Source organism: Streptomyces sp. NPDC005435 (assembly GCF_040703155.1).
In the GTDB taxonomy this organism is placed as follows: Bacteria; Actinomycetota; Actinomycetes; order Streptomycetales; family Streptomycetaceae; genus Streptomyces.
The window spans coordinates 46,351-69,827 of sequence record NZ_JBEXEQ010000028.1 but is presented as its reverse complement, the minus strand read 5'-3'; the positions used below and the strand labels follow the sequence as shown (position 1 = coordinate 69,827).

Here is a 23,477-nt window from a genome sequence, read left to right as displayed (position 1 = left end):
GCCGGGGCGGGCGCGGGTCGGCATAGGGTGGGCGACCATGACGTGGCTGATCACCGGCGGAGCCGGATACATCGGAGCACACGTGGCGCGGGCGCTGGCCGGTGCCGGGGAGAGCGTCGTCGTGCTCGACGACCTGTCGGCCGCCGTGCCGGAGCGGCTGCCCGAGGGGGTGCCGCTGGTCGAGGGCTCGACGCTGGACGGCGATCTGCTGAAGCGGGTGCTGGCCGAGCGCGGGGTGAGCGGTGTGGTGCATCTCGCGGCGCGCAAGCAGGTCGGGGAGTCGGTGGCGGAGCCCACCCGCTACTACCGGGAGAACCTCGGGGGCCTCGGCACGCTCCTGGACGCGATGGCGGAGAGCGGGGTGCGGCGGCTGCTGTTCTCCTCCTCGGCGGCGGTGTACGGCAACCCGGACGTGGACCTGATCACCGAGGACACCCCGTGTCTGCCGGTCAACCCCTACGGCGAGACCAAGCTGGCCGGTGAGTGGCTGGTCCGGGCGGCGGGCCGGGCGCACGGCATCGCGACGGTGTGCCTGCGCTACTTCAACGTGGCGGGGGCCGGGGCCCCTGAGCTTTCGGACACCGGGGTGTTCAACATCGTCCCGATGGTCTTCGACCGCCTCACCCGCGGCGAGGCCCCGCGGATCTTCGGCGACGACTATCCGACCCCGGACGGCACCTGCGTCCGCGACTACATCCACGTGGCCGACCTCGCCGACGCCCACCTCGCGGCGGCCCGCCGGCTGTCCGACGGCGACTTCACCGGCGACCTGACCCTGAACATCGGCAGCGGTGAGGGCGTCTCCGTCCGCGAGCTGATCACCGTCATCGGCGAGGTCACCGGCGAGACCGTCCCGCCCCTCGTCGCACCCCGCCGCCCGGGCGACGCCCCCCGCGCGGTCGCCTCCGCCGCCCGCGCCCGTACGGAACTGGGCTGGGAGGCCCGGCGGGACGTACGGGAGATGGTGGCGTCGGCGTGGGAGGGGTGGCGGCACCACCACGGGTGAGCCCCGGCGCGTTCACGGGCGGCAGCCGCCCGTGAACGCGCGGCCCGGTGGCCGCCCGCACGCCCGCACACCCTTCAGTACGGCCGGGTGGCCGTCGTTCAGGCGAGCCAGTCCTCGCTGCTCCGCCGCCGCCCCAGCCCGGCCGCCTCGAACTCGTCCTGCCCGGCCCGCGCCACGACGCCCAGGTGCCGCAGCGCCCGGGAGACCGGGGTGCCCCCGGCCGGAAAGGGCTCGTCCTCATCCAGGTGGAGCGGACCCAGGACGACGGTTCCGTCGGTGACGGAGTCGAAGAACACGTCGGTGACCGGCAGCAGCGCCAGGCCCTGTCCGAGCCGTGCCACGCGGGCGGCGGGCAGGTCCCGTACCGCCTCCTCCAGCCGCGTCCGGCCGGCGATCACCGCCCGCAGTTCGTACCCCGTCCCCGCGTCCCCCTTCCGGGTCCGAAAGGGTCATCCTCACCCACCCGGCGCGAGCGCGGAACTCCTTTTCCACGCGCCTGACCTGCGGTTCGTTTGCGCAGGTCAGGCGATATGACAACGGTGTTCAGTGCCGCGTTGCCCCGTGGGGGCCGGGCGTTGTTCACTGTGAGCCGGTGGCCAGAGGGAAGGGCGGTCTTCGGTATGGGGGCAGGGCACGACCACGGCCATGGGCACAGCCATGCGCCGACCGGGACGGCCGCGGCCGCGTACCGGGGGCGGTTGCGGGCGGCGCTGGGGATCACGCTCACCATCATGGTGGTGGAGATCGTCGGCGGGATGCTGGCGGACTCGCTCGCGCTGATCGCGGACGCGGCCCACATGGCGACCGACGCGGTGGGGCTGATCATGGCGCTGCTCGCCATCCACTTCGCGGCCCGGCCGCCCAGCGCCAACCGCACCTTCGGTTACGCGCGCGCCGAGATCCTGGCGGCGCTGGCCAACTGTCTGCTGCTGCTCGGCGTCGGCGGCTATGTGCTCTTCGAGGCGGTGGAGCGGTTCGTCACGCCCGCCGGGACCGAGGGCGGTCTGATGATCGTCTTCGGTGCGATCGGTCTGGTGGCGAACTCCGTCTCGCTCCTGCTGCTGATGGGCGGGCAGAAGGACAGCCTGAATGTGCGCGGCGCCTTCCTGGAGGTCGCCGCCGACGCGCTCGGCTCCGTCGCGGTGATCATCTCGGCGGCCGTCATCCTGACCACCGGCTGGCAGGCCGCCGACCCGATCGCCTCGCTGGTGATCGGTCTGATGATCGTGCCGAGGACGGTCAAGCTGCTGCGCGAGACGCTGGACGTGCTCCTGGAGGCGGCCCCGAAGAACGTGGACATGGCCGAGGTGCGCACGCACATCCTGGAGCTGGACGGTGTGGAGGACGTGCACGATCTGCACGCCTGGACCATCACCTCGGGCCTGCCGGTGCTCTCCGCGCACGTGGTCGTCAGCACGGAGGTGCTGAACGCGATCGGCCACGAGAAGATGCTGCACGAACTCCAGGGCTGCCTCGGCGACCACTTCGACGTGGAGCACTGCACGTTCCAGCTGGAGCCCGGCGGCCACGCGGAGCACGAGGCGCGGCTCTGCCACTGAGGGCGGCGGTCGGCCGCGGCCGCTGACGGCGGCTCCGGGGGCCTCCACCCCGCGCCCTGTTCCGGTGGCGTACGTTGACGGTGCGCACCCGTGTGCGAGGGCTTCGTGAGGTTCCCCGCTGCGGGCGCCGGGCACGATGTGCTTCCGGGCCCCGCTTCCGCCACACCTGGCACGGGACATGCGGACGTGCCGGGAAGTGCCGGGAGTGCCGGATTCGTACGGCAGACTTGGGGTGCCAAGACCGAGGCGAAGGATGGGTATGCCGATCACACCTGCCACCGAGACGCACAGCTCGTCGAGCGGCACCACACAGCCGATTCTGCTGGAACTCGTCGACGAGAAGGGCGTGACGATCGGCACCGCGGAGAAGCTCACCGCCCATCAGCCGCCGGGACAGCTGCACCGGGCGTTCTCGGTGTTCCTCTTCGACGAGCGGGGCCGGCTGCTGCTCCAGCAGCGGGCGCTCGGCAAGTACCACTCCCCCGGTGTCTGGTCCAACACCTGCTGCGGCCACCCGTACCCGGGCGAGGCCCCCTTCGCGGCGGCGGCCCGGCGGACGTACGAGGAGCTGGGTGTCTCCCCCTCGCTGCTGGCCGAGGCGGGCACGGTCCGCTACAACCACCCGGACCCGGCCTCGGGCCTGGTGGAGCAGGAGTTCAACCACCTCTTCGTCGGCCTGGTCCAGGAGACCGTGGCGCCCGACGAGGAGGAGGTGGGCGCGACCGCCTTCGTGACCGCCGCCGAGCTGGCGGAGCGGCACGCCCGTGAGCCGTTCTCGGCGTGGTTCCTGACCGTCCTGGACGCGGCCCGCCCCGCGATCAGGGAACTGACCGGCCCCTCGGCGGGCTGGTAGGAGCACCCTGACGGCGCCGGGCGACCGGGGGCGGTCTCACCGCTGGAGCGCGGGCTTGAGCGGCAGGGCCGCCCAGATGACCTTGCCGCCGCTCGCCGTGTGCTCCACGTCGACCTGGCCGCCCGCCTCCCGCGCCACCTCGCGCACGAGCAGCAGCCCGCGTCCGCCGGTCTGACCGTGGTCCGCCTCCAGGGCGGTCGGCCGGTAGGGATGGTTGTCCTCCACCGACACCCGCACCCACTCCGCGCCGACGGCCACCTCCACGGCGAGCATCGGCGACAGCAGCGCCGCGTGCTTGACCGCGTTCGTGACCAGCTCGGAGACGATCAGCAGCAGCCCGTGCGCCACGTCGTCGGCGACGGGTACGCCCTGGCGCAGCAGCAGATCGCGCACCGCGTGCCGGGCCTGCGGGACCGAGGCGTCCACGGTGGCCGCGGTGAACCTCCAGACCCCTTCGTACGGCAGTGTCCCGGGCGCCGGCCGGGCGCCCTCCTCCGCTGGGCGCGGCACGCTCCCGCGCCCGTGGTTGTCCATCGTCCGGTCGCCACCCTCGCGCTCGATTGTCACCACACGTCGAGTGTTGGTAATGATCGGGTCCGCGCCGGATGACTGAACAGAAGTCAGCGGGTATCGAACGTTTTCGACCGTTCACGTATGCCCTGGTCGCCCGCGCGACCGTTCCTGTCCTCCGGACGCCGGTTCCCGAACTCTTCGGGTTGTACGGGTTTGGTCCCGGTGTCGATTCGGACAGCGCACCGGGGCTTACCGGCGGGAAGGGCCGGGTCGGTACGATCCGCCGCATGGAGCCGCAGCTGTCGTACCGGGTCACCGGTCACGTCGCCACCGTCGTCATCCGCAATCCGGCCAAGCGCAACGCCATGACCGCCGCGATGTGGGGGTCGCTGCCCCCGCTCCTCGGCCGGCTCGCCGCAGACCCGGAGGTACGGGCGCTGGTGCTGACCGGCGAGGGCGGGACCTTCTGCGCGGGTGCCGACATCTCCTCGCTCCGGGCGGGGCCCCAGGAGGTGCAGGGGCTCGCGGTGGCGGCCGAGGAGGCGCTCGCCGCGTTCCCGAAGCCGACGCTGGCCGCCGTCCGGGGGCACTGTGTGGGCGGGGGCGCGCAGCTCGCCGCGGCCTGCGATCTGCGGCTCGCGGAGGAGGGGGCGCTGTTCGGGGTGACCCCGGCGAAGCTCGGCATCGTCTACCCGGCCTCCTCCACCCGCCGGCTGGTGTCGCTGGTGGGCCCGGCGACCGCCAAGTACCTTTTGTTCTCGGGCGAGTTGATCGACACCGAGCGCGCGCTGCGCACCGGTCTGGTGGACGAGGTGCTGCCCGCCGGGGACCTGGACAAGCGGATGGACGGGCTGACCGGGGTGCTGGCGTCCCGCTCCCGGCTGACCCAGGCGGCGGCGAAGGAGTTCGCGGACGGCCGCACCGACCGCGACGCCCACTGGGCGGAGCAGGCCCGCGCCTCGGCCGACACCGCCGAGGGCGTCACCGCGTTCCTGGAGCGCCGGTCGCACCGCTTCACCTGGAGCGTGCCGGCGCCGGAGTGACCGGGGCGCGTGCCCCGCGCGCCGACGGGCCGCCGGAGCGCCCTGCCGTCCGGATGTCGGTGTCACCTGCCACAATTGCCGCGCAACCTCAGTGGAGAAGGCGGTACGGGATCGTGACGACACCCCTCACAGCGTCCATCGAAGGCAGGATCGCCGGGGAACTCGGCGTACGGGAGCGGCAGGTGAAGGCCGCGGTGGAGCTGCTCGACGGCGGTTCGACCGTGCCCTTCATCGCCCGCTACCGCAAGGAAGCGACCGAGATGCTCGACGACGCGCAGCTGCGCGCGGTCGAGGAACGGCTGCGCTATCTGCGGGAGCTGGAGGACCGGCGGGCCGCGATCCTCGATTCGGTGCGCGAGCAGGGCAAGCTCACCGAGGAGCTGGAGGCCCGCATCCGGGGCGCCGAGACCAAGGCGCGCCTGGAGGACGTCTATCTGCCGTACAAGCCGAAGCGGCGCACCAAGGCGCAGATCGCGCGCGAGGCGGGCCTGGAGCCGCTGGCCGAGGGGCTGCTGACCGATCCGTCGGTCGATCCGGCCGCCGCCGCTGCCGCGTTCGTGGACGCGGACAAGGGCGTCGCGGACGCGCAGGCCGCGCTGGACGGCGCGCGGGCGATCCTGACCGAGCGGTTCTCGGAGGACGCCGACCTGATCGGTGAGCTGCGCGAGCGGATGTGGACGCGCGGGCGGCTCTCCGCCAAGGTCCGCGAGGGCAAGGAGGAGGCGGGCGCCAAGTTCGCCGACTACTTCGACTTCACCGAGCCGTTCACCGAGCTGCCCTCGCACCGCGTCCTCGCGATGCTGCGCGGCGAGAAGGAGGAGGTCCTCGACCTCGTCCTGGAGCCGGAGGAGCCGGTCGAGGGCCCGTCGACGTACGAGGGCTTCATCGCGACCCGGTTCGGCATCGCGGACCGGGGCCGTCCGGGCGACAAGTGGCTGACGGACACGGTCCGCTGGGCCTGGCGCACCCGGGTGCTCGTGCACCTCGGCATCGACCTCAGGCTGCGGCTGCGTACGGCCGCCGAGGACGAGGCGGTGAACGTGTTCGCCGCCAACCTGCGCGACCTGCTGCTCGCCGCCCCGGCCGGCACCCGCTCGACGCTGGGCCTGGACCCCGGTTTCCGTACGGGCGTGAAGGTGGCCGTGGTGGACGCGACCGGCAAGGCCGTCGCCACGGACGTGATCTACCCGCACGTCCCGGCCAACAAGTGGGACGAGGCGATCGCCAAGCTGGCCCGTCTGTCGAAGGAGCACTCGGTCGACCTGGTCGCGATCGGCAACGGCACCGCGTCCCGCGAGACCGACAAGCTGGCCACCGAACTCATCGCCAGGCACCCGGAGTTGAACCTCACCAAGGTGATGGTGTCGGAGGCGGGCGCGTCGGTGTACTCGGCGTCGGAGTACGCCTCGCGCGAGCTGCCCGGCATGGACGTGTCGCTGCGCGGCGCGGTCTCCATCGCGCGCCGGCTCCAGGACCCGCTGGCCGAGCTGGTGAAGATCGACCCGAAGTCGATCGGGGTCGGGCAGTACCAGCACGACCTGTCCGAGGTGAAGCTGTCGCGCTCGCTGGACGCAGTGGTCGAGGACTGTGTGAACGGCGTCGGTGTGGACGTCAACACCGCGTCCGTGCCGCTGCTTTCGCGGGTGTCCGGCGTCTCCGCCACCCTCGCGGAGAACATCGTGGCGCACCGCGACGCCAACGGCCCCTTCACCTCCCGCGCCCAGCTGAAGAAGGTCTCCCGGCTCGGCCCGAAGGCGTACGAGCAGTGCGCGGGCTTCCTGCGCATCCGGGGCGGTGACGACCCGCTGGACTCCTCCAGCGTGCACCCGGAGGCGTATCCGGTGGTGCGGCGGATGGTGAAGACCACCGGTCAGGAGGTCGCCTCGCTGGTCGGCAACACCGGGGTGCTGCGCTCGCTGCGCCCGGCCGACTTCGTGGACGACACCTTCGGTCTGCCGACGGTCACCGACATCCTCAAGGAGCTGGAGAAGCCGGGCCGCGACCCGCGTCCGGCCTTCAAGACGGCCACCTTCAAGGAGGGTGTGGAGAAGATCTCCGACCTGTCCGCCGGGATGGTCCTCGAGGGCGTGGTGACGAACGTGGCCGCGTTCGGCGCGTTCGTGGACATCGGCGTCCACCAGGACGGTCTGGTGCACGTGTCCGCGATGTCGAAGACGTTCGTGAAGGACCCGCGTGACGTGGCCAAGCCGGGTGACATCGTCAAGGTGAAGGTCCTGGACGTGGACATCCCGCGCAAGCGGATCGCGCTGACGCTGCGTCTTGACGACGAGGCGGCGGCGCAGGGGCAGGACGGCGACGACCGACGGGGCGGCGGTTCCCGGCCGCCGCAGCAGCGGCGGGGTCAGGGCGGCCGGCAGGGCCAGAGCCAGGGTGGCCGACAGGGCCAGGGCGGCCGGCAGGGCCAGGGGCGCGGTGGCGACCGGGGCGGCCGTCAGGCGCCCGCGCCCGCCAACAGCGCGATGGCGGACGCGCTGCGGCGCGCGGGTCTGCTGAACCCGGGTGACGGGCGCCGCTGAGCCGCATGGGGTGCCGGGCGGGTGTGGTGCGCCGCCCGGCACCGTGGCTCGCTCGGAGCCGTGCGGGGTCTAGCGTTCCGTCACCTTGCCGTCCGCGACCTCCAGGCGCCGGTTCACCTTGACCGCGTCGAGCATGCGGCGGTCGTGGGTGACGAGGAGGAGCGTGCCGTCGTAGGCGTCGAGGGCCGACTCCAGCTGCTCGATGGCGGGTAGGTCGAGGTGGTTGGTCGGCTCGTCGAGGACGAGCAGGTTGACGCCCCGGCCCTGGAGGAGGGCGAGGGCGGCGCGGGTGCGTTCGCCCGGGGAGAGGGTCGCGGCGGGGCGCAGCACGTGGTCGGCCTTCAGGCCGAACTTGGCGAGCAGGGTGCGCACCTCGGCCGGTTCGGTGTCGGGCACGGCCGCCTGGAACGCGTCGAGCAGGGTCTCGGGGCCGTGGAAGAGGCCGCGCGCCTGGTCCACCTCGCCGACCAGGACGCCGGAGCCGAGCGTGGCGTGCCCGGCGTCCAGCGGGACGCGGCCGAGGAGGGCGCCGAGCAGGGTGGACTTGCCCGCGCCGTTGGCTCCGGTGACGGCGATGCGGTCGGCCCAGTCGATCTGGAGCGTGACCGGTCCGAAGGTGAAGCCGTCGCGCCGTACCTCGGCGTCGCGCAGGCCGGCGACGACCGCGCCCGAGCGGGGCGCGGAGGCGATCTCCATGCGCAGCTCCCACTCCTTGCGGGGCTCGTCGACGACCTCCAGGCGCTCGATCATCCGCTGGGTCTGGCGGGCCTTGGCGGCCTGCTTCTCGCTGGCCTCGCTGCGGAACTTGCGGCCGATCTTGTCGTTGTCGTTGCCGGCCTTGCGCCGGGCGTTCTTGACGCCCTTGTCCATCCAGGAGCGCTGCGTCTGGGCGCGGTCCTGGAGGGCGGCGCGCTTGTCGGCGTACTCCTCGTAGTCGTCGCGGGCGTGCCTGCGGGCGACCTCGCGCTCCTCCAGGTAGCCGGCGTAGCCGCCGCCGTAGAGGTTGATCTGCCGCTGGGCGAGGTCGAGTTCGAGGACCTTGGTGACCGTGCGGGTGAGGAACTCGCGGTCGTGGCTGACGACGACGGTGCCCGCGCGCAGGCCGGTGACGAAGCGCTCCAGGCGTTCCAGGCCGTCGAGGTCGAGGTCGTTGGTGGGCTCGTCCAGAAGGAAGATGTCGTAGCGGGAGAGCAGCAGCGAGGCGAGTCCGGCGCGGGCCGCCTGGCCGCCGGAGAGGGAGGTCATGGGCCGGTCGAGGTCCACGGCGAGGCCGAGGGAGGCGGCGACCTCCTCGGCGCGTTCGTCCAGGTCGGCGCCGCCCAGGTGCAGCCAGCGGTCCAGGCTCGTGGCGTAGGCGTCGTCGGCGCCGGGCGCGCCGTCCACGAGCGCCTGGGTGGCCTCGTCCATGATCCGCTGCGCCTCGGCGACGCCGGTGCGGCGGCCCAGGAACTCCCGCACGCTCTCCCCCGGCCTGCGCTCGGGCTCCTGCGGCAGATAGCCGACGGCGGCGGTGGGCGGGGAGAGCCGCAGCTCTCCGTCCTCGGGCGGGGTGAGCCCGGCGAGGAGCTTGAGCAGCGTGGACTTGCCCGCGCCGTTGGCCCCGACCAGTCCGATGACGTCCCCGGGCGCGACGACGAGGTCGAGTCCGGAGAAGAGGGAGCGGTCGGCGTGCCCGGCGGCGAGGTTCTTGGCGACGAGGGTGGCAGTCATCAGGGGGCCGATTTTAATGTCCGGCGGGGTGGGGTGCCGCCATGTGTCAGGGGGCGGCCGGTGCGGTCAGGACCGTCCCCGTCGTACGGGCCACGACGTAGGCGTTGCCGCGCACCGCTCTCGGGTCCAGCGGGAGGTGGTGGGTGCCCGGTGCGAGGACCTCGTCGAGGAGCTCGCGGACGTGGACGCGGTGGAGGCGGTCGCGGCGGTAGGCGAGGAGCCGGACGCGGGAGGCGGTGGCCACGTCGAGTACGGCGGTGTGGCGGTCGGCGCTCAGGGCGGTGATCCGGCGCGGGCGGTGCGGGTCGTGGTCGAGCGCCTGCTCGGTCTGGGCGACGAGGAGCGGGACGATGGGCGCGAGGGCGTCCACGTGGGCGGTGCCGACCCCGGCCCGCGTGAACACCTCGCGTACGGCGGCCCGTCGGGGCTCGGGGACCCCGGGGGCGTACAGCACGGCGTCGTAGCGGCGCAGCTCCTCCGCCGGTACGTCGTCCACCTCCGGGGTGACGTCGGCGCCGATGCCGGTGCCGCGCAGGGCGGCGGCGAGGCGGGCGGGCACCCCGGCGCGGGGGCCGATGACCAGTACGTGGGGGCGGGGCGCGGGCGCGGCGTCGGGCCGGTCGAGCAGGGCGGTGAGGGCGGTCCGGTAGGCGGGCGCGGGGAAGCGGAACGGTCCGGTGCCGCCGTAGCCGTCGCGCACCGGTTCGGTGTGCTCGCCGTCCTGCCAGGCGAAGTCGCGCCAGACGACGTCGCCCCCGTCCCGTTCCACGACGGCGGTCAGCGCGCCGCACGCCAGATCCGCGCACTCGGGGCAGCCGTACACCACGAACCGGCCACCGGGCAGCGGGGGTTCGCCTTCCAGGAGCAGCCCCCGCACCTGCGCGGCGAGCACCTCGGGCGGCAGGTCGGAGGCGAGCGGGGTCACCGCGTCGAGGTCGGGGAACCGGAGCAGCAGGGGCTGCCCGTCCACGGCGAAGTCCGTGAAGTCGCGGTGGATCTGATAGCCGCCGTCGGGCAGCACGCCGCCCGCGCGGAACGCCGGTACCAGGCCGAAGGTCGCGTAAGCGGCAGACATGCTGCGAGTATCCCGGCGCCGGCGGGACCGGGAGCCGGCCGGGAGCGCGGTCGTGCGGTGCCCGTCGCACGGTGGCCGGATTTCCCTTGGTCCGCACGGGGCAACGGTCGTACGCGCGGTCGAGGGTGTACGCCGTTATACGGCGCTGGACGGCCCGGCCGGCCGGTGGGCGGCCTACAGTTCCGACTCGCCCCACCGGCCGACGACCGCTTCGTCCCCCACGGACACCTTGCCCGGGCGCAGGACGGCGAACTTCGCGCCGAAGGCGACTCCGCCCTCCGTCGCGCGGCGGTATCCGGCGAGGGTGCGCAGCGGTTCGGGGCCCGATCTCGCGCCGGTGTCCTGGTCGACCATGGTGACGGCGCAGCGGATGGCGAGCTTGGCGTAGCCGAGTTCGGCCGCGCCGAGGCCGAGGAGGAGGACGCGGTCCTCGGTGTGGGGCTCGTCCCAGCCGTCGATGACGACGTTGGGGCGGAAGCGGCTCATCGGCAGCGGGTTTGCGCCGCGTGCCGTGAGCCTGCGGTTCAGCTCGTCCAGGGTGGCGCGGGAGACGATGTGCAGGGGGCAACTGTCGGCGTAGCCGGAGGTGCCCGGGGTCCGGCCGTCGGTCACCCGGTGGTGGTCGGGCGGCACCCGGACCAGCCTGCTGGGCGTGCCGAGCACCCGGGACAGCCAGCCGGCCGCCGTGTCACCCTGGTCGATGCCCCGGTAGGCGGTGCCGAAGAGGTCGACCGGGCGGGCGGCGCCGGAGGTGTCCACGGAGAGGCGCACGGTGCCGTGGCCGGGGGCGCGCAGGGTGAGTTGATCGCCGGCGGGGCTGATCCCGGGCTGGATGAGCGCCAGTTGGGGATCACGCCGCTGTGTGCGGAAGACGCCCTCCTCGCTGACGACCATGAAGCTGCGGTCGTGCGCGAGTCCGGCGGGCGTCAGCCGGGCTTCCGCCACGGGGACTCCGGCGCAGCCCTTGACGGGGTAGTACGTCAGGTGGGTGACGGTGGCCATGTGCGCCTCGGGCTGCTCGGTGGGGGACGACTGATGGTCTGCGGCGGACGGTTGCCCGGCTACTCGGTGACGAGCGCCAGGGTGAACCCGTCGTACCCCTTCGCCCCGACGGTCTGGAGCGTGGTCGCGGTCAACCGCGGGTGTTCCGCGATGAGTTCGGTGAAGCTGCGGACTCCCTGCACGCGGGGGTCGGCGCTCGCCGGATCCGTCACCGCGCCGTCCCGTACGACATTGTCGCCGATGATGACGCTGCCGGGCCGGGTGAGCCGGAGCGCCCAGCGCAGATATTCGGGGTTGGACGGCTTGTCGGCGTCGATGAAGACGAGGTCGAAGGGGGCCACGCCCTCGTCCGCGAGCACCGGCAGGGTGTCGACGGCCTTGCCGACGCGCAGGTCCACCAGGTGGCCGACCTCGGCGGCCGCTATGTTGGCGGCGGCGACCGCGGCGTGGTGCGGGTCGGCCTCCAGGGTGATGAGCCGGCCGCCCTCGGGCAGCGCGCGGGCCAGCCAGATGGTGCTGTAGCCGCCGAGGGTGCCGATCTCCAGGACCGAGCGGGCGCCCTGGATACGGGCCAGCAGATGCAGCAGCTTGCCCTGGTTCGGGGCGACCTGATGGGGCGGCAGCCCGGCCGCCTCGCTCTCCTCGGCCGCGCCCCGCAGCGCGGCGTCCTCCTCGACCAGCAGGCCGTTGAAATAGTCGTCCACGGCGTTCCAGAGGTGCTGCGACACTGTAGGTTCCCTTTCGATACCGACCAGGTTCCGAAAAGGAACCTACTATGGGCGCACGGCGGCCTGTCAACGGCTTCCGGCGGCGCGTTCCTGGGGAGTCTGGGGAGGTTACGACGATGGGGCCACGACGATGAGGCCGCGGCGCGAGGCGGACGACGCCTGCGGCATCGCACAGGCGGCCGCGGTGGTGGGCGACTGGTGGAGCCTGCTGGTGCTGCGGGAGATCGCGCGCGGCCATGTGCGCTTCGACCGGCTCGCGGAGGAGCTGGGCGTGTCCCGCAAGGTCCTCGCGGAGCGGCTGCGCGCGCTGACCGACCACGGTGTGCTGGAGCGCCGCCGCTACCAGGACCGCCCGCCGCGCCACGAGTACGTGCTGACCGAGCAGGGGCGCGGGCTGCTGCCCGTCCTGGTGTCGCTCCAGGACTGGGCGGACCGCTGGCTCCTCGGCGACGGCACGCTCACCGGGCAGGCACCCGACGACGGCGCGGAGGCGCGGCGGGTCGCGGCCCTCGTCGGTGAGCGCGTCCCCGCCGGCCTGCTCCTGCCGGGGACGGACGGCGCCGCCCACGACCCGGTCTCCCCCACCGCCCGCGCGACCGTCCTGTTCGCCTACCCGGCCACCGGCATACCCGGGCTCCCCGTCGAACCGGCGCCCTCGGCCGTGCCCGGCAGCGCGGGCTGCACGCTGGAGAACCGCCAGTTCCGCGCGGCCTGGCCGGAGTTCGCGAAGGCGGGAGTCGCGGTGCGCGGGGTGAGCACCCAGACCCCGGTGGAACAGGCCGCGTTCGCCCGCGCCGAGGAGCTGCCCTTCCCGCTGCTGTCCGACGACCGGCTCCAACTGACCGCCGCGCTGCGGCTGCCGACGTTCCGCGCGGGTCAGGACCTGCGCGTCAAGCGGCTCGTCCTCGTCGTGGACGCCGAACGGGTCGTACGGCACGCCCTGTTCCCCGTCACGGACATCCCCGCCGCCGTCTCCCGCAGTCTCGACCTCGCGGCCGCGTGCCGGTGATGATCCCGGCCATGGCGACGGTGCGCGCGGTGTACCGCTACCCGGTGAAGTCCATGCTCGGCGAGTCCCTGACCGGCGTCGCGGTCACCGCGCGGGGGCTGTACGGGGACCGGGTGGCGGCGGTGCTGGACGCGTCGGGGGCGGTCGGGTCGGGGGCGGTCGGGTCCGCCAAACACCCGCGCAAGTGGGGTCCGTTGCTGACCTGCCGGGCGACACTGTCCGACGTCGTGACGGTCGCACTGCCGGACGGCACGGAACTCACCCTGGGCGACCCGGAGTTGAATGCCCGGCTGTCCAAGCTGCTCGGCCGCGAGGTCTTCGTGTCGGACGATCCGGCGCGGGGCGGGGGCGCGCTGGAGCGTGCGGTGCCCGAGTACGAGGGCGGGCTTCCGGACGTACTCCGCGATACGGCCCGTACGGACGCCACCGGTGCGGCGATCACGTCCGGGCGGGTCGCGCCGGGGACGTTCTTCGACTACGGCAGGGTGCATCTGGTCACCACGGCGTCCCTGGCGCGGCTGCAATCGGCTTACCCCGCCGGGGACTTCGACGCGCGCCGTTTCCGGCCGAACCTGGTCGTGGACACCCCGGGCGCCCCCGGCTTCCCCGAGGACGGCTGGCTCGGAGGTCAACTCCGCGTCGGTGACGCCCTGTTCCGCGTCACCGTGCCCACCCCGCGCTGTGTGGTGCCCACGCTGGCCCAGGCCGGCCTTCCGGCCGACCCGGGCGTCATGCGTACCGTGGCCCGCGAACACCGGGTGCCGGTCTTCGACTTGGGCCGTCTGTCGTGCGTCGGTGTCTACCTGGACGTGCTCGAACCGGGCACGGTCCGGCGGGGCGACGAGGTGCACCTGTCGCCGTGACCGGTCGCGCACTCCGGGGTGCCGACGACGGTGAGGGTGCGTGCGGCGGGTGCGGTCGCATGCGCGGCGGGTGCTCCTGCGGTGGCCCGGGCGAAGGCCTTGGGGCCGCCGTCCAGCGGGAGTCGGGCCCTGGTGCGGGCGAGGTCGAGCGTGAGGGTGGGGCGGGTGGAGGGCGGTTCGATGAGGTCCTTGTCGGTGCCCGCGACGACCAGGGCCAGCCGGTGGCCCTTCGGGACGACGTGGTCGGTGGCGGCCAGGTCGAGGGTCATCGTGTAGGCGCGGCCGGGGACGAGCGGGGTGCCCTTGGCGAGCGAGGCGTGGTGGCCGAGGTCGGCCCAGCCCCGGCTGACGACGGTGGCGTCCACGTGCGCCGTCCTGGCCGCCGTGGCCTTGAAGCAGGCGCTGTCCCCGGCCGTGCTCTCGCCCCAGCAGGTGCGGTCGGTGAGGGTGGTGATCCCCTCGGCGCCGTCGGCGTAGTCGCGGATGGTGTCCGGGCCGAGGTCGACCAGGACGGCGGACAGATGGGCGGAGGCGGTGCTCGGGGTGGCGGTCACGGTGACGTGCGAGGAGCCGGAGATCCGCAGCGGTCCGGTGAGTACCGGGGTGACGAAGGCTGCCTTGTCGGGCGTGGACTTCGTGAGGTCGGCCGCCCAGTCGGTCTCGCTGCGGCCGGGGTCGTCGGTGAACCGCTCGGTGCCGGTGGCCCGGCGGACACCCAGGGTGCCGACGCCGGGGGTGGTGCCCCGGGCCGGGTACAGGGTGGTGGTCCGGGTGTCGCGCGGGGGCCAGACGGCGGAGGTGACCCACTGGTCGGGGTGGCGCTCGATGTCGGCCATGGGCGCGCGGTCGATGCCGTTGGCGTAGCCGAGGAGTTCGTGGTCGAACCAGCGGTGCAGGGTGTCGACCCAGGCGCCGCGCCGGTAGTCGAAGGGGTCGACGTGGCCGGTCTGGGAGAGCCAGATCTTGCGCTCGACGCCGTGCTTCGCGAGCGCGTCCCACCACTGTCCGAAGTGCTTGGTGCGGACGTTGAGGTCCTGCATGCCGTGCACCAGGAAGACGCTGGCACGGACCTTGGCCGCGTCCTTGACGTAGTCCCGCTCGGTCCACAGCCCGGTCCAGTCGCCACTGGCGGGGCTGCCGTCCGCGAGCTTCTTCTGTACCGCCGCGCAGTGGGCCTGGGCGGAGTCGCTCTCGACGTACCCGGCCAGCTCGTCGGGGCCGCCGTCGTAGAGCTGGGCGCCCTGGGCGAAGTAGTAGTCGTACCAGGAGGAGATGCCGCTGATCGGCACGATGGTCTTGAGGTTCTTCACCCCGGTGGCGGCGACGCCGTTGGCGATGGTGGCGTCCCAGCTCTTGCCGATCATGCCCGTCGCGCCGTTGGTCCAGCTCGCCTTCACCGGTGTGCCGCCGGTGCGGCTGGTGTAGGCGCGGGCCCGGCCGCCGAGCCAGTCGACGACAGCCTTGGCGGAGCGGATGTCGGAGCGGCCGCCGACGTCCACGCAGCCGTCGCTGCGGTTGGTGCCGGCGAGGTCGACGCCGACGACGGCGTAGCCGCGCGGCACGAAGTAGTTGTCGTAGAAGAGCGGCATCTGCACGACGTGACCTTGCGCGTCATACGTCTTGAGCTGGCTCTCGTTGCCCCGGCCGCAGCAGGAGTAGTAGGGGCTGGCGTCCATGATGACGGGCACCTTGCGGCCCTCGCGGGCGGGTTCGGAGGGGCGGACGATGTCGGCGGCGACGCGGTCGGTGCGGCCGTCGCCGTCCTCGTCCAGACCGGTGTCCACCCACACCGACTCGCGGACGGCGTGCGCGTACGAGTAGACGGGCCTGCTCTCGCGGGGTGCCGCCTGGGCGGCGGACGGTACGAGGAAGACGGCCGTCAGGGCTCCGACGGCCAGGATCGCGAGCGTTCTCCACAGCGTGCGAATCGGCATGGGCGGACGGTACTCCGGTCAACTGCCGTGCAGAAGAGGGCGCTTCGGGGCGGGAGTGGCGTGTCCACCCGGGTGGGCGCGGTGTGACGGGTCGGGCGGGGGCGGCGTGTCGGCCGAATGGCGATCGTGTGACAGGAGCGGCCGTGGACACCCGCCGGGCCACAGGGACTCAATAGGCTCCGAACAGACTTTCCGTACCGACGACTTGGAGCTGACGTGCACCGCAGAATCATCGCGCCCGGCGCGCTGGCCGCGGCCTCCCTCCTGCTGGCGGTCCCGGCGTCGGCCGCGACCTTCACGCCGGGCGCGCCGGGCATCGGTGACCCCTACTACCCGTCCTACGGCAACGGCGGCTACGACGTCGCGCACTACGACCTCCGCCTGCAGTACCAGCCGAAGACGGACGAGCTGGAGGGCACCGCGACCATCCTGGCGAAGACCACCCAGGACCTCTCCAGCTTCGACCTGGACTTCCTGCTCGACGTGAGCGAGGTGCGGGTCAACGGCGTCAAGGCCGCCTTCGCCTCCTCCGGCGAACACGAGCTGGTCGTCACGCCGAAGACCCCGCTGCCGAAGGGGACGCAGGTCACCGTCGTGGTCCGCTACTCCGGGGTGCCGTCCACGAAGAGCGCGTACGGCTTCACCACCTGGCACCGCACGCCCGACGGCGCGGTGGCGGCCGACGAGCCCGAGTCGGCGTGGTGGTGGTTCCCGAGCAACGACCACCCGAGCGACAAGGCGACCTACGACGTCTCGGTGGCCGTCCCGGACGGCACCCAGGCGATCTCCAACGGCGCGCTGACGTCGACCAGTTCGAAGCTGGGCTGGACCCGCTACAGCTGGCGCCAGGACAAGCCGCAGGCGACCTATCTGGCCACGCTGGCCCTCGGCCGCTTCGACATCACCACCTCCACCTCCGAGGGCGGGGTGCCGGTGATCAACGCCTACAGCAAGGACCTCGGCGACAACGACGGCGCCGCCCGCGCCAGCGTGGAGCGCACCGGCGAGCTGGTGGACTGGCTGAGCGGCTACTTCGGCCCGTACCCCTTCTCCTCGGCGGGCGGCTACGTCCCCAACACCACCACCGGCTACGCGCTGGAGACGCAGACCCGCGTCTACTACAGCCCGAAGCAGTTCGCGGCCGGCTCCAACACCTCGGTGGTCGTGCACGAGCTGGCCCACCAGTGGTACGGCGACGACGTCTCACTCAAGGGCTGGAAGGACATCTGGATCAACGAGGGCTTCGCCCGGTACGCCCAGTGGCTGTGGTCCGAGCACGAGGGCGAGGGCACCACCCGTGAACTCGCCGACTACGTCTACGCCTCCCACCCGGCGGACGACCCGTTCTGGACGGTGAAGCCGGGCGACCCCGGGGCGGACGGTCAGTTCGACCTCGCCGTCTACGACCGGGGCGCGCTCGCGATCGAGGCCCTGCGGCACGCCGTCGGCGACGACGCCTTCTTCACGATCCTCAAGGGCTGGCCGAAGTCCCACGCCTACGGCAACGCCTCGGTCTCCGACTTCCGGCGCTACGCGGAGGAGATCTCGGGCAAGCCACTGGCGTCGCTCTTCGACACCTGGCTGTTCGAGCCGTCGAAGCCGGCCGCGCCCGCGACGGGAGCGTCCCTGGCCCGCGGCGCCGCGCAGGTGTCCCCGCCGAAGTCCTGGAAGAAGATCGAGGCGACGAACGACGTCCACGGGCACTGAGCCCGGCGCCGTCCGGCGGGCCCGGCCACGGACCGGCCCGCCGCCCGGCCATACCCCGCGGCTACTTGTCGCCCTTCTGGTCGTTCTTCTTGAAGCAGACCACGAACGAGTCCTTCGCCACCTGGGTGAGCGAGCCGGTCGTGCCCGGCACGCCGGAGCACGCGAAGGTGTCGACGACCGCGTCCTTCTCCCTCTTGAGGACCTTGTAGTCGGCGTGCGGGTCGGTGCAGTCGAGCTTCTCGGCCTTCGCGTTCTTGGCCGTGCCGACGTTCTGGAAGCAGTCACCGGCCTTGAGCGTGGCGGACTGGTCCTTCTTGTCGTACGGACCCAGGGAGACGAACGCCACCAGGCCGGCGAGGACGACCAGCACCGCGAGGAAGATCAGGCGGTTACGTCGTATCTGCTCGGGGGTGTGGGAGGCGTTCGGGCCGCCCGGGGCCGCTGACAGGGACACGTTGGATTCCTCAGACTGTAGGACTTGCAGACCGACGAGGAATCTAGCGCAGCGCGTCCCGGCCGATCGCCTCCGCCCGGTCCGCCGGGATCGTGCACGCGTACGCCCCCGCGATCGCGCCGTAGCGGGCGCAGCGCTCCGGCGGTTCGCCGTCGAGGTGGCCGTAGAGATAGGCGGCGGCGAAGGCGTCCCCGGCGCCGTTGGAGTCCGTCACCGGGGCGGGTGGGACGGCCGGGGGTATGTGGGTCAGCTCGCCGCCGGTCAGGAGGTACGCGCCCTTGGCGCCCGCCGTGGCGACGACGGTGCGGGCGCGGCCGCGCGCCATGATGCGGCGCATCGTGGACTCGGGGTCGGCGAGGGCGGCGGCGGAGAGGAAGACGAGGTCGGCGGCGAGGGCGAAGGGCTCGTGGTACGGGTTCTCGCCGTCCCAGTCGTGGAGGTCGGTGGAGAGCGGGACGCCGGTGTCCGCCAGCAGGGGCAGCGCCCCGGCGCAGGGCTGGGTGATGGTGACGTGGACGTGGCGGCTCGCCTCGGCCAGGGGGCGCAGGACGTCCGGCGGGAAGCGGTCGTCCGGGCGGGCGCGGCTCGTGTCGTAGAGGGAGAGGCGGCGGCCGTCCGGGCCGACCAGGTTGACCGCGCGTCTCGTACCGGCGGGCTGGTCGAGCGCGGTCAGGGCGATGCCGTGTGCGGCGTGCAGGGCGCGGACGAGGGCGCCCTCGGGGTCGTCGCCGAGCAGGTCGAGGTGGTGGACGCGCAGGCCGAGGGCGGCGAGCCCCAGGGCGACGAAGTCGCCGGTCTGTCCGGCCCGGGTGCGGATGCCCGAGTCGATCATGTAGCTGTCGGCATAGGGCAGCGGCAGCTCGGGCACCGGCACGATGGTGTCCACTCCGGCGCCGCCGAGCACCAGTACGTCGATCCCGTCCCGCGCGGTCATGGCCCGCCCTCCCCGTGGTCGTACACCGTCACCGCGACGCCCCGCCGCACCAGCCGCTCGGTGATCAGCGGCTCCACGCGCGGCCAGCTCCCGCCCGCCAGGCCGCAGCCTATGCGAGGCATGTGCACGGAGGCGCCGCGTTGGATCACTTGGCCGGCGAGACGGTCCAGGGCGGTGTCGATCGCGTCGTAGCGGACCGGGGCCGGGGCGGTTCTGCCGGGTCTTCTCATGCCGTGCTGGCCGATCATGTTGGCCACCCACAGGTCCGGGGCGACGGGCACGAGCCGGACGGCGCCCAGGCCGAAGTCGTTGCCCGCGCGGTCGCGGTACCAGACGCGGTAGGACGCCTCGGGCTCCGGCCAGCGCCCGGAGAGGGCGGCGACGAAGCCTCTCCCCCAGCCGCCGGCGTCGTTGCAGACGTGGGCGATCACCCGTGTGCCGTCCGCACACGGCTCGGTGGCGTCACCCCGGACGTAGGCGATCCCCGAAAGGACCCCCGAAACGATCTCCGACATGACGCCACCGTAGCGGCGGCCACTGACAACGCCGCCGACCTGCCATTTCACGGGATGCAGGCAGTCCCGGGAACCGCTACTTCGACAGTTCCACCGGCTCCTTGGCCGCGTTGCGGGCGACCCGCCCCCGCACCCCGTACCAGCCCGCGACCAGCAGCACCGCGATGACCGGGATGAGCAGCAGGGTCTTGCGGCCCACATCCGGGTCGTTCCACATCATGCCGAGGCAGACCAGCAGGAAGACGATGGTGGCGATCTCGGTGACCGGGCTGAACTTCAGCTGGAAGTGCGGCCGGGTGACCTGGCCCGCGCGGGCGCGGCGGACGAAGATCATGTGGCACACCATGATGATGACCCAGGTGCTGATGATGCCGAGCGAGGCCACGTTCAGCACGATCTCGAAGGCCTGGCTGGGCACGAGGTAGTTCAGGCCGACGCCGAGCACGCAGACCGCGCACGTCAGCAGGATGCCGCCGTAGGGGACCTGGCTGCGGTTCATGCGGGCGGTGAACTTCGGCGCGGAGCCGGCGGCCGCCATGGAGCGCAGGATGCGGCCGGTGGAGTACAGACCGGAGTTCAGCGAGGACATGGCGGCGGTCAGCACGACCAGGTTCATCACGTCGCCGGCCGCCGGGATGCCGATCTTGGACAGCACGGTGACGAACGGGCTCTGGTCGGCGGAGTACACCGAGCCGGGCAGCAGCAGCGCGAGCAGCACGACCGAGCCGACGTAGAACAGGCCCACGCGCCACATGATCGAGTTCACCGCGCGCGGGACGACCTTCTCGGGCTGCTCGGTCTCACCGGCGGCGACGCCGACCAGCTCCAGCGCGGCGTACGCGAAGATCACGCCCTGCATGACCAGGACGACGGGCATCATGCCGTGCGGGAAGATGCCGCCGTGGTCGGTGACGACGCTCAGGCCGGGCTGGTGGCCGCCCACGTCGTGCCGGGTGGCCAGCAGGAAGATGCCGACGAACATGAAGCTGACGAGGGTCGCCACCTTGATGATCGCGAACCAGAACTCCATCTCGCCGAAGATCTTCACCGAGATCAGGTTCACGGAGAGCACCACCGCGAGGGCGATCAGCGCCAGCACCCACTGCGGGATCGGCGTGAACATGCTCCAGTAGTGCGTGTAGAGCGCGATCGCGGTGATGTCCGCGATGCCGGTGGTCGACCAGTTCAGGAAGTACATCCAGCCGGCGACGTAGGCGCCCTTCTCCCCGAGGAACTCGCGCGCGTACGACACGAAGGAGCCCGAGGAGGGGCGGTACAGGACCAGCTCGCCGAGCGCACGCACGACGAAGAAGGCGAACACGCCGCAGACCAGATAGGCGATCGCGAGCGCGGGGCCCGCGTTGTGCAGACGGCCGCCGGCGCCCAGGAACAGGCCGGTGCCGATGGCACCGCCGATGGCGATCATGTTGACGTGACGGGCCTTGAGGTCCTTGCTGTATCCGGCGTCGCCCGCGTCCGCGGGCGTCTGGGACGCCTGGGCCGCCTGTACGGCGGCCGGTGCCGATTCCACGGCTTCCTTGCTCACGGGTCGTTCCACTCTCTGGTGCGCCCGGACCACGAGGGCCCGGGGTCCTGACAATTCGGCCCACCCCGCCTCGGTGTGTCGCGGTTCAGACCAAGGGAGCAGCTTCCCAGAGAGATCACCCGTAATGCGGTGGTCCACGTCACAGAGCGGTACTTCTCACACATCCTCCCCGGCTTTCACCGCACCGGTACGGCGGCGATACTGCTGCGCATGACGACCGAGGCCGAGGAACCCGCGCTCACCATCGACGAGCTGGCCGCGCGGTCCGGCGTCAGCGTGCGCACGGTCCGCTTCTACGGCACGCGGGGTCTGCTGCCGCCCCCGGTGATAGGCCCGCGCCGGGTGGGCCGGTACGGCCGCGCGCACCTGGCCCGCCTCGCGCTGATCGAGGAACTCCAGCTCCAGGGGCTGACGCTGGCCGGGATCGAACGGTATCTGGAGCGGCTCCCGGCCGACCTCTCCGACCAGGACCTCGCCGTGCACCGCGCGGTGGTCTCCTCCTGGGCGCCCGAGGCGGTGGAGACGCTCTCGCACGCGGACCTGGAGCGCCGGGCCGGGCGCCCGCTGGACGAGGACGACCTGCACCGCCTCGCCGCGATGGACGTCCTCGCCCCGGAGGGCGACGGCTGGCGCGTGGACGCCGGGCTCCTGCGTCTCGGTGTACGCCTCCTGGACGTCCCCCTCTCCCAGGAGGTCATCCTCGCCGCCCGCACCGCCCTCCTCGACCACTCCCGCGCCGCCGCCCGTGAACTCTCCGACCTGCTCCGCGGCGCGGTGACGGAACGGGACGCCCGCGACGTCCGCTCCCTGTCCGCCCACATGCAGCCCCTGGTGGTGCAGGCGCTGCTGACCACGTTCCAGCGGTCGCTGAAGCGCGAGGTGCGGCAGTGGCTGGGAGAGGCGGGGGCTTCCGGGGCCGCGGAGGACGGGGACTAGGGGACGGGCGGTGCCGGGTCGACCCACGGCAGCTGGGCGCCGCCGTTCCCTCACGGGTGCTCTGGGCGTCGGCCCAGGTGGGCTTGGACCACAGCTCGCCCTCCCGCACCTCCCGGTGTGAGACGTCGCCGACCTGGGAGGCCAGGTAGGACCCCGTGTTCCGGATTCCCGGCACCGTGCGCCCGGCCCGTTCACGGAGCGTCCGGGACTCCCTGCCCCACGACTCCCCGCCGACGACAGCTCCCTTCACCGGGCCGGTCCCGTCACCTCTTCCGGAAGTCCTTCGCCGTGGGGTACGTGACGTGGGCGCACCCCCGGCGGGCCGTGATGTCGTCGACGTAGGCGCGGAACATGGAGTTGATCGCCTCGGGGCCGAGGACGCGGTCGTAGGGGGAGGCGGTGGCGAGGGTGTGGAGGGCGGGTTCGCCGTGGCAGAGGGAGGAGGCCCACCAGGTGCCTTCCTCGCCGCCGGCCGTGCCGGGCTTGAGTTTCGTGTCGTCGGTGAGGGTGCGGAGGTTCACGGACTCCGCCTCGGCGCCGAAGTAGGAGACCGTGCGCAGCCACCAGGGTGCGGCCGCGCGCGTGGCCTCGGCGTAGTCGCGCTGAGCGCCGTCCAGGCCGGGGGCGACGGCCCGGACCCGGTCGGGGCCGACCGCCAGCAGGCAGCTCTCGACGGGGTTCGTGTCGCGGACCGGGGTGGCCAGGGCACGGTCGGGGAGCCGGTTCTCCTTCTTCACCAGCCGTGCGGCCCAGCGGCAGGATCCGCCGGCCGAGGCGGCCGGGCGCAGCCTGGTGGGGACGGGGGCCAGCCGGGCGGGCAGGGCCGGCAGCCGCGTGTGGCAGCCGGTCCGGTGGGTGAGCTGCCGCATCGCCGCGTGCGCGAGGGACGCCAGGCGCCGGCGGTCCTCGCCGGGGACCTTCGGGTACAGGGCGACGGCGGTGACCTTCAGCAGCCCCGGCGCCCCGGTGTCGCTGCCGGGGCCGCACTCGGCACGGATCGTCGTGCGGAAGTCCGTGTACGAGCCCAGCGTGCCGTCGCCCAGCGGCCAGTCCTCCGGGTCCCGGGCGGCGACCGCGGTGGCGTCGGCCTTCGGACGGAGGTGGTCGTCGAACAGGGAGAAGGGGACGGAGCTCTGGTCGCCGACGCCGTTCACCGGCTCGGGGTCGTCGCCGCTCCGCACGGCCAGCCGGAACAGCTCGGTGGATTTGTGCGGGCCGTCCGTCTTCTTGTAGACGGTGCAGGTGCCGGGCAGCCGCCGTATGTCGAGCCGGCGCTTGTCCCAGTCGTCGGATTCCGCCCGGACCATGCCGCCCTGCAGGTCCATCACTTGCGCCCCCGACACCAGGTGGTCGCAGGCTGCGGCGATGTCACGCTCGCTCGCGGCCCGGTCGCGTACGTCCTCGACGGTCAGCAAGCCCGCGTACAGGCTCAGTCCGATGCCGCCCACAGCCGTCGTCAGCACCAGTCGGCGCCAGCCCGCACCCATTCTCGGCTCTCCCCCGTCGGTTCCGTGCGCGGCGGCCGCCGCGAACGGTCACCAAGGATAGAAAGG

21 protein-coding genes are annotated in these 23,477 nt (G+C 72.8%); 9 read left to right on the top strand and 12 right to left on the bottom strand.

Annotated elements, in window-relative coordinates; translation table 11 throughout:
- Positions 1-37 precede the first annotated feature (37 nt).
- Positions 38-1,006, top strand: a complete 969-nt coding sequence (galE, locus tag AB0898_RS28760; protein ID WP_366805944.1) for a UDP-glucose 4-epimerase GalE — start codon at positions 38-40, stop codon at positions 1,004-1,006.
- 98 nt (positions 1,007-1,104) lie between these two features.
- On the opposite strand, the gene AB0898_RS28755 is transcribed toward galE, so the two are convergent.
- A complete protein-coding gene (locus tag AB0898_RS28755; protein WP_366805943.1) occupies positions 1,105-1,404 on the bottom strand; it encodes a hypothetical protein in 300 nt (99 codons plus the stop codon).
- A 222-nt stretch (positions 1,405-1,626) separates the two neighbouring features.
- Between AB0898_RS28755 and AB0898_RS28750 the strand changes: the two genes are divergently transcribed.
- Positions 1,627-2,565, top strand: a complete 939-nt coding sequence (locus AB0898_RS28750) for a cation diffusion facilitator family transporter (RefSeq protein ID WP_366805942.1) — start codon at positions 1,627-1,629, stop codon at positions 2,563-2,565.
- Between the two features lie 259 nt (positions 2,566-2,824).
- Positions 2,825-3,418 (top strand): isopentenyl-diphosphate Delta-isomerase, encoded by a 594-nt coding sequence (idi, locus tag AB0898_RS28745; RefSeq protein ID WP_366805941.1) that lies wholly within the window; start codon positions 2,825-2,827, stop codon positions 3,416-3,418.
- Between the two features lie 36 nt (positions 3,419-3,454).
- Here idi and AB0898_RS28740 read toward each other — a convergent pair whose 3' ends face one another.
- Positions 3,455-3,952 carry an ATP-binding protein gene (locus AB0898_RS28740; RefSeq protein ID WP_366805959.1) on the bottom strand — a complete coding sequence of 166 codons (498 nt, stop codon included), beginning with the start codon at positions 3,950-3,952 and terminating at the stop codon, positions 3,455-3,457.
- Positions 3,953-4,218: 266 nt separating this feature from the next.
- Between AB0898_RS28740 and AB0898_RS28735 the strand changes: the two genes are divergently transcribed.
- Positions 4,219-4,974, top strand: coding sequence for an enoyl-CoA hydratase/isomerase family protein (locus AB0898_RS28735; protein WP_366805940.1), 756 nt, complete (start codon positions 4,219-4,221; stop codon positions 4,972-4,974).
- A 113-nt stretch (positions 4,975-5,087) separates the two neighbouring features.
- Positions 5,088-7,511, top strand: coding sequence for a Tex family protein (locus AB0898_RS28730; protein ID WP_366805939.1), 2,424 nt, complete (start codon positions 5,088-5,090; stop codon positions 7,509-7,511).
- A 69-nt stretch (positions 7,512-7,580) separates the two neighbouring features.
- Here AB0898_RS28730 and AB0898_RS28725 read toward each other — a convergent pair whose 3' ends face one another.
- From AB0898_RS28725 to AB0898_RS28710, 4 genes are all read right to left on the bottom strand, one after another.
- On the bottom strand, positions 7,581-9,221 hold the full coding sequence (locus AB0898_RS28725; RefSeq protein ID WP_366805938.1) for an ABC-F family ATP-binding cassette domain-containing protein: 1,641 nt from the start codon (positions 9,219-9,221) through the stop codon (positions 7,581-7,583).
- 46 nt (positions 9,222-9,267) lie between these two features.
- The gene (locus AB0898_RS28720) at positions 9,268-10,296 is read right to left on the bottom strand and encodes an oxidoreductase (RefSeq protein WP_366805937.1); all 1,029 of its coding nucleotides are present in this window, start codon (positions 10,294-10,296) and stop codon (positions 9,268-9,270) included.
- 174 nt (positions 10,297-10,470) lie between these two features.
- Complete coding sequence (locus AB0898_RS28715) at positions 10,471-11,298, bottom strand: MOSC N-terminal beta barrel domain-containing protein (RefSeq protein ID WP_366805936.1); 828 nt, start codon at positions 11,296-11,298, stop codon at positions 10,471-10,473.
- Positions 11,299-11,357: 59 nt separating this feature from the next.
- Positions 11,358-12,026 carry an O-methyltransferase gene (locus tag AB0898_RS28710; protein WP_366805935.1) on the bottom strand — a complete coding sequence of 223 codons (669 nt, stop codon included), beginning with the start codon at positions 12,024-12,026 and terminating at the stop codon, positions 11,358-11,360.
- A 130-nt stretch (positions 12,027-12,156) separates the two neighbouring features.
- Here AB0898_RS28710 and AB0898_RS28705 point away from each other — a divergent pair, with 130 nt between their 5' ends.
- Together AB0898_RS28705 and AB0898_RS28700 are read left to right on the top strand one after the other, a co-directional pair.
- Positions 12,157-13,035, top strand: a complete 879-nt coding sequence (locus tag AB0898_RS28705; protein WP_366805934.1) for a winged helix-turn-helix transcriptional regulator — start codon at positions 12,157-12,159, stop codon at positions 13,033-13,035.
- Between the two features lie 11 nt (positions 13,036-13,046).
- Positions 13,047-13,898, top strand: a complete 852-nt coding sequence (locus AB0898_RS28700; protein WP_366805933.1) for an MOSC domain-containing protein — start codon at positions 13,047-13,049, stop codon at positions 13,896-13,898.
- Here AB0898_RS28700 and AB0898_RS28695 read toward each other — a convergent pair.
- Entirely contained in the window at positions 13,835-15,832 is a 1,998-nt protein-coding gene (locus AB0898_RS28695; protein ID WP_366805932.1) for a Xaa-Pro dipeptidyl-peptidase, read from the bottom strand. The genes AB0898_RS28700 and AB0898_RS28695 overlap by 64 nt on opposite strands.
- Positions 15,833-16,048: 216 nt before the next feature.
- Between AB0898_RS28695 and AB0898_RS28690 the strand changes: the two genes are divergently transcribed.
- On the top strand, positions 16,049-17,539 hold the full coding sequence (locus AB0898_RS28690) for a M1 family metallopeptidase (protein ID WP_366805931.1): 1,491 nt from the start codon (positions 16,049-16,051) through the stop codon (positions 17,537-17,539).
- Between the two features lie 61 nt (positions 17,540-17,600).
- Here the strand turns inward: AB0898_RS28690 and AB0898_RS28685 are convergent, their stop codons facing one another.
- From AB0898_RS28685 to AB0898_RS28670, 4 genes are all read right to left on the bottom strand, one after another.
- Positions 17,601-17,993, bottom strand: coding sequence for a hypothetical protein (locus tag AB0898_RS28685; protein WP_366805930.1), 393 nt, complete (start codon positions 17,991-17,993; stop codon positions 17,601-17,603).
- A 43-nt stretch (positions 17,994-18,036) separates the two neighbouring features.
- The gene (locus tag AB0898_RS28680; protein WP_366805929.1) at positions 18,037-18,927 is read right to left on the bottom strand and encodes an adenosine kinase; all 891 of its coding nucleotides are present in this window, start codon (positions 18,925-18,927) and stop codon (positions 18,037-18,039) included.
- Positions 18,924-19,442, bottom strand: coding sequence for a macro domain-containing protein (locus AB0898_RS28675; protein WP_366805928.1), 519 nt, complete (start codon positions 19,440-19,442; stop codon positions 18,924-18,926). The genes AB0898_RS28680 and AB0898_RS28675 overlap by 4 nt, the downstream gene beginning before the upstream one ends.
- A 76-nt stretch (positions 19,443-19,518) precedes the next feature.
- The gene (locus AB0898_RS28670) at positions 19,519-20,988 is read right to left on the bottom strand and encodes an amino acid permease (RefSeq protein WP_366805927.1); all 1,470 of its coding nucleotides are present in this window, start codon (positions 20,986-20,988) and stop codon (positions 19,519-19,521) included.
- A 210-nt stretch (positions 20,989-21,198) separates the two neighbouring features.
- Here AB0898_RS28670 and AB0898_RS28665 point away from each other — a divergent pair, with 210 nt between their 5' ends.
- The gene (locus tag AB0898_RS28665) at positions 21,199-21,924 is read left to right on the top strand and encodes a MerR family transcriptional regulator (protein ID WP_366805926.1); all 726 of its coding nucleotides are present in this window, start codon (positions 21,199-21,201) and stop codon (positions 21,922-21,924) included.
- Between the two features lie 263 nt (positions 21,925-22,187).
- Here the strand turns inward: AB0898_RS28665 and AB0898_RS28660 are convergent, their stop codons facing one another.
- Positions 22,188-23,411: a hypothetical protein gene (locus AB0898_RS28660; protein ID WP_366805924.1), complete on the bottom strand. Its 1,224-nt coding sequence runs from the start codon at positions 23,409-23,411 to the stop codon at positions 22,188-22,190.
- Positions 23,412-23,477 lie beyond the last annotated feature (66 nt).

What these genes read in the sequence shown, in the direction of transcription:
- galE (WP_366805944.1), top strand. Translation starts at nt 38, where the DNA reads ATGACGTGGCTGATCACCGGCGGAGCCGGATACATCGGAGCACACGTG.
- AB0898_RS28750 (WP_366805942.1), top strand. Translation starts at nt 1,627, where the DNA reads ATGGGGGCAGGGCACGACCACGGCCATGGGCACAGCCATGCGCCGACC.
- idi (WP_366805941.1), top strand. Translation starts at nt 2,825, where the DNA reads ATGCCGATCACACCTGCCACCGAGACGCACAGCTCGTCGAGCGGCACC.
- AB0898_RS28740 (WP_366805959.1), bottom strand. Translation starts at nt 3,952, where the DNA reads ATGGACAACCACGGGCGCGGGAGCGTGCCGCGCCCAGCGGAGGAGGGC.
- AB0898_RS28735 (WP_366805940.1), top strand. Translation starts at nt 4,219, where the DNA reads ATGGAGCCGCAGCTGTCGTACCGGGTCACCGGTCACGTCGCCACCGTC.
- AB0898_RS28725 (WP_366805938.1), bottom strand. Translation starts at nt 9,221, where the DNA reads ATGACTGCCACCCTCGTCGCCAAGAACCTCGCCGCCGGGCACGCCGAC.
- AB0898_RS28720 (WP_366805937.1), bottom strand. Translation starts at nt 10,296, where the DNA reads ATGTCTGCCGCTTACGCGACCTTCGGCCTGGTACCGGCGTTCCGCGCG.
- AB0898_RS28715 (WP_366805936.1), bottom strand. Translation starts at nt 11,298, where the DNA reads ATGGCCACCGTCACCCACCTGACGTACTACCCCGTCAAGGGCTGCGCC.
- AB0898_RS28705 (WP_366805934.1), top strand. Translation starts at nt 12,157, where the DNA reads ATGAGGCCGCGGCGCGAGGCGGACGACGCCTGCGGCATCGCACAGGCG.
- AB0898_RS28700 (WP_366805933.1), top strand. Translation starts at nt 13,047, where the DNA reads ATGGCGACGGTGCGCGCGGTGTACCGCTACCCGGTGAAGTCCATGCTC.
- AB0898_RS28695 (WP_366805932.1), bottom strand. Translation starts at nt 15,832, where the DNA reads ATGCCGATTCGCACGCTGTGGAGAACGCTCGCGATCCTGGCCGTCGGA.
- AB0898_RS28680 (WP_366805929.1), bottom strand. Translation starts at nt 18,927, where the DNA reads ATGACCGCGCGGGACGGGATCGACGTACTGGTGCTCGGCGGCGCCGGA.
- AB0898_RS28675 (WP_366805928.1), bottom strand. Translation starts at nt 19,442, where the DNA reads ATGTCGGAGATCGTTTCGGGGGTCCTTTCGGGGATCGCCTACGTCCGG.
- AB0898_RS28665 (WP_366805926.1), top strand. Translation starts at nt 21,199, where the DNA reads ATGACGACCGAGGCCGAGGAACCCGCGCTCACCATCGACGAGCTGGCC.
- AB0898_RS28660 (WP_366805924.1), bottom strand. Translation starts at nt 23,411, where the DNA reads ATGGGTGCGGGCTGGCGCCGACTGGTGCTGACGACGGCTGTGGGCGGC.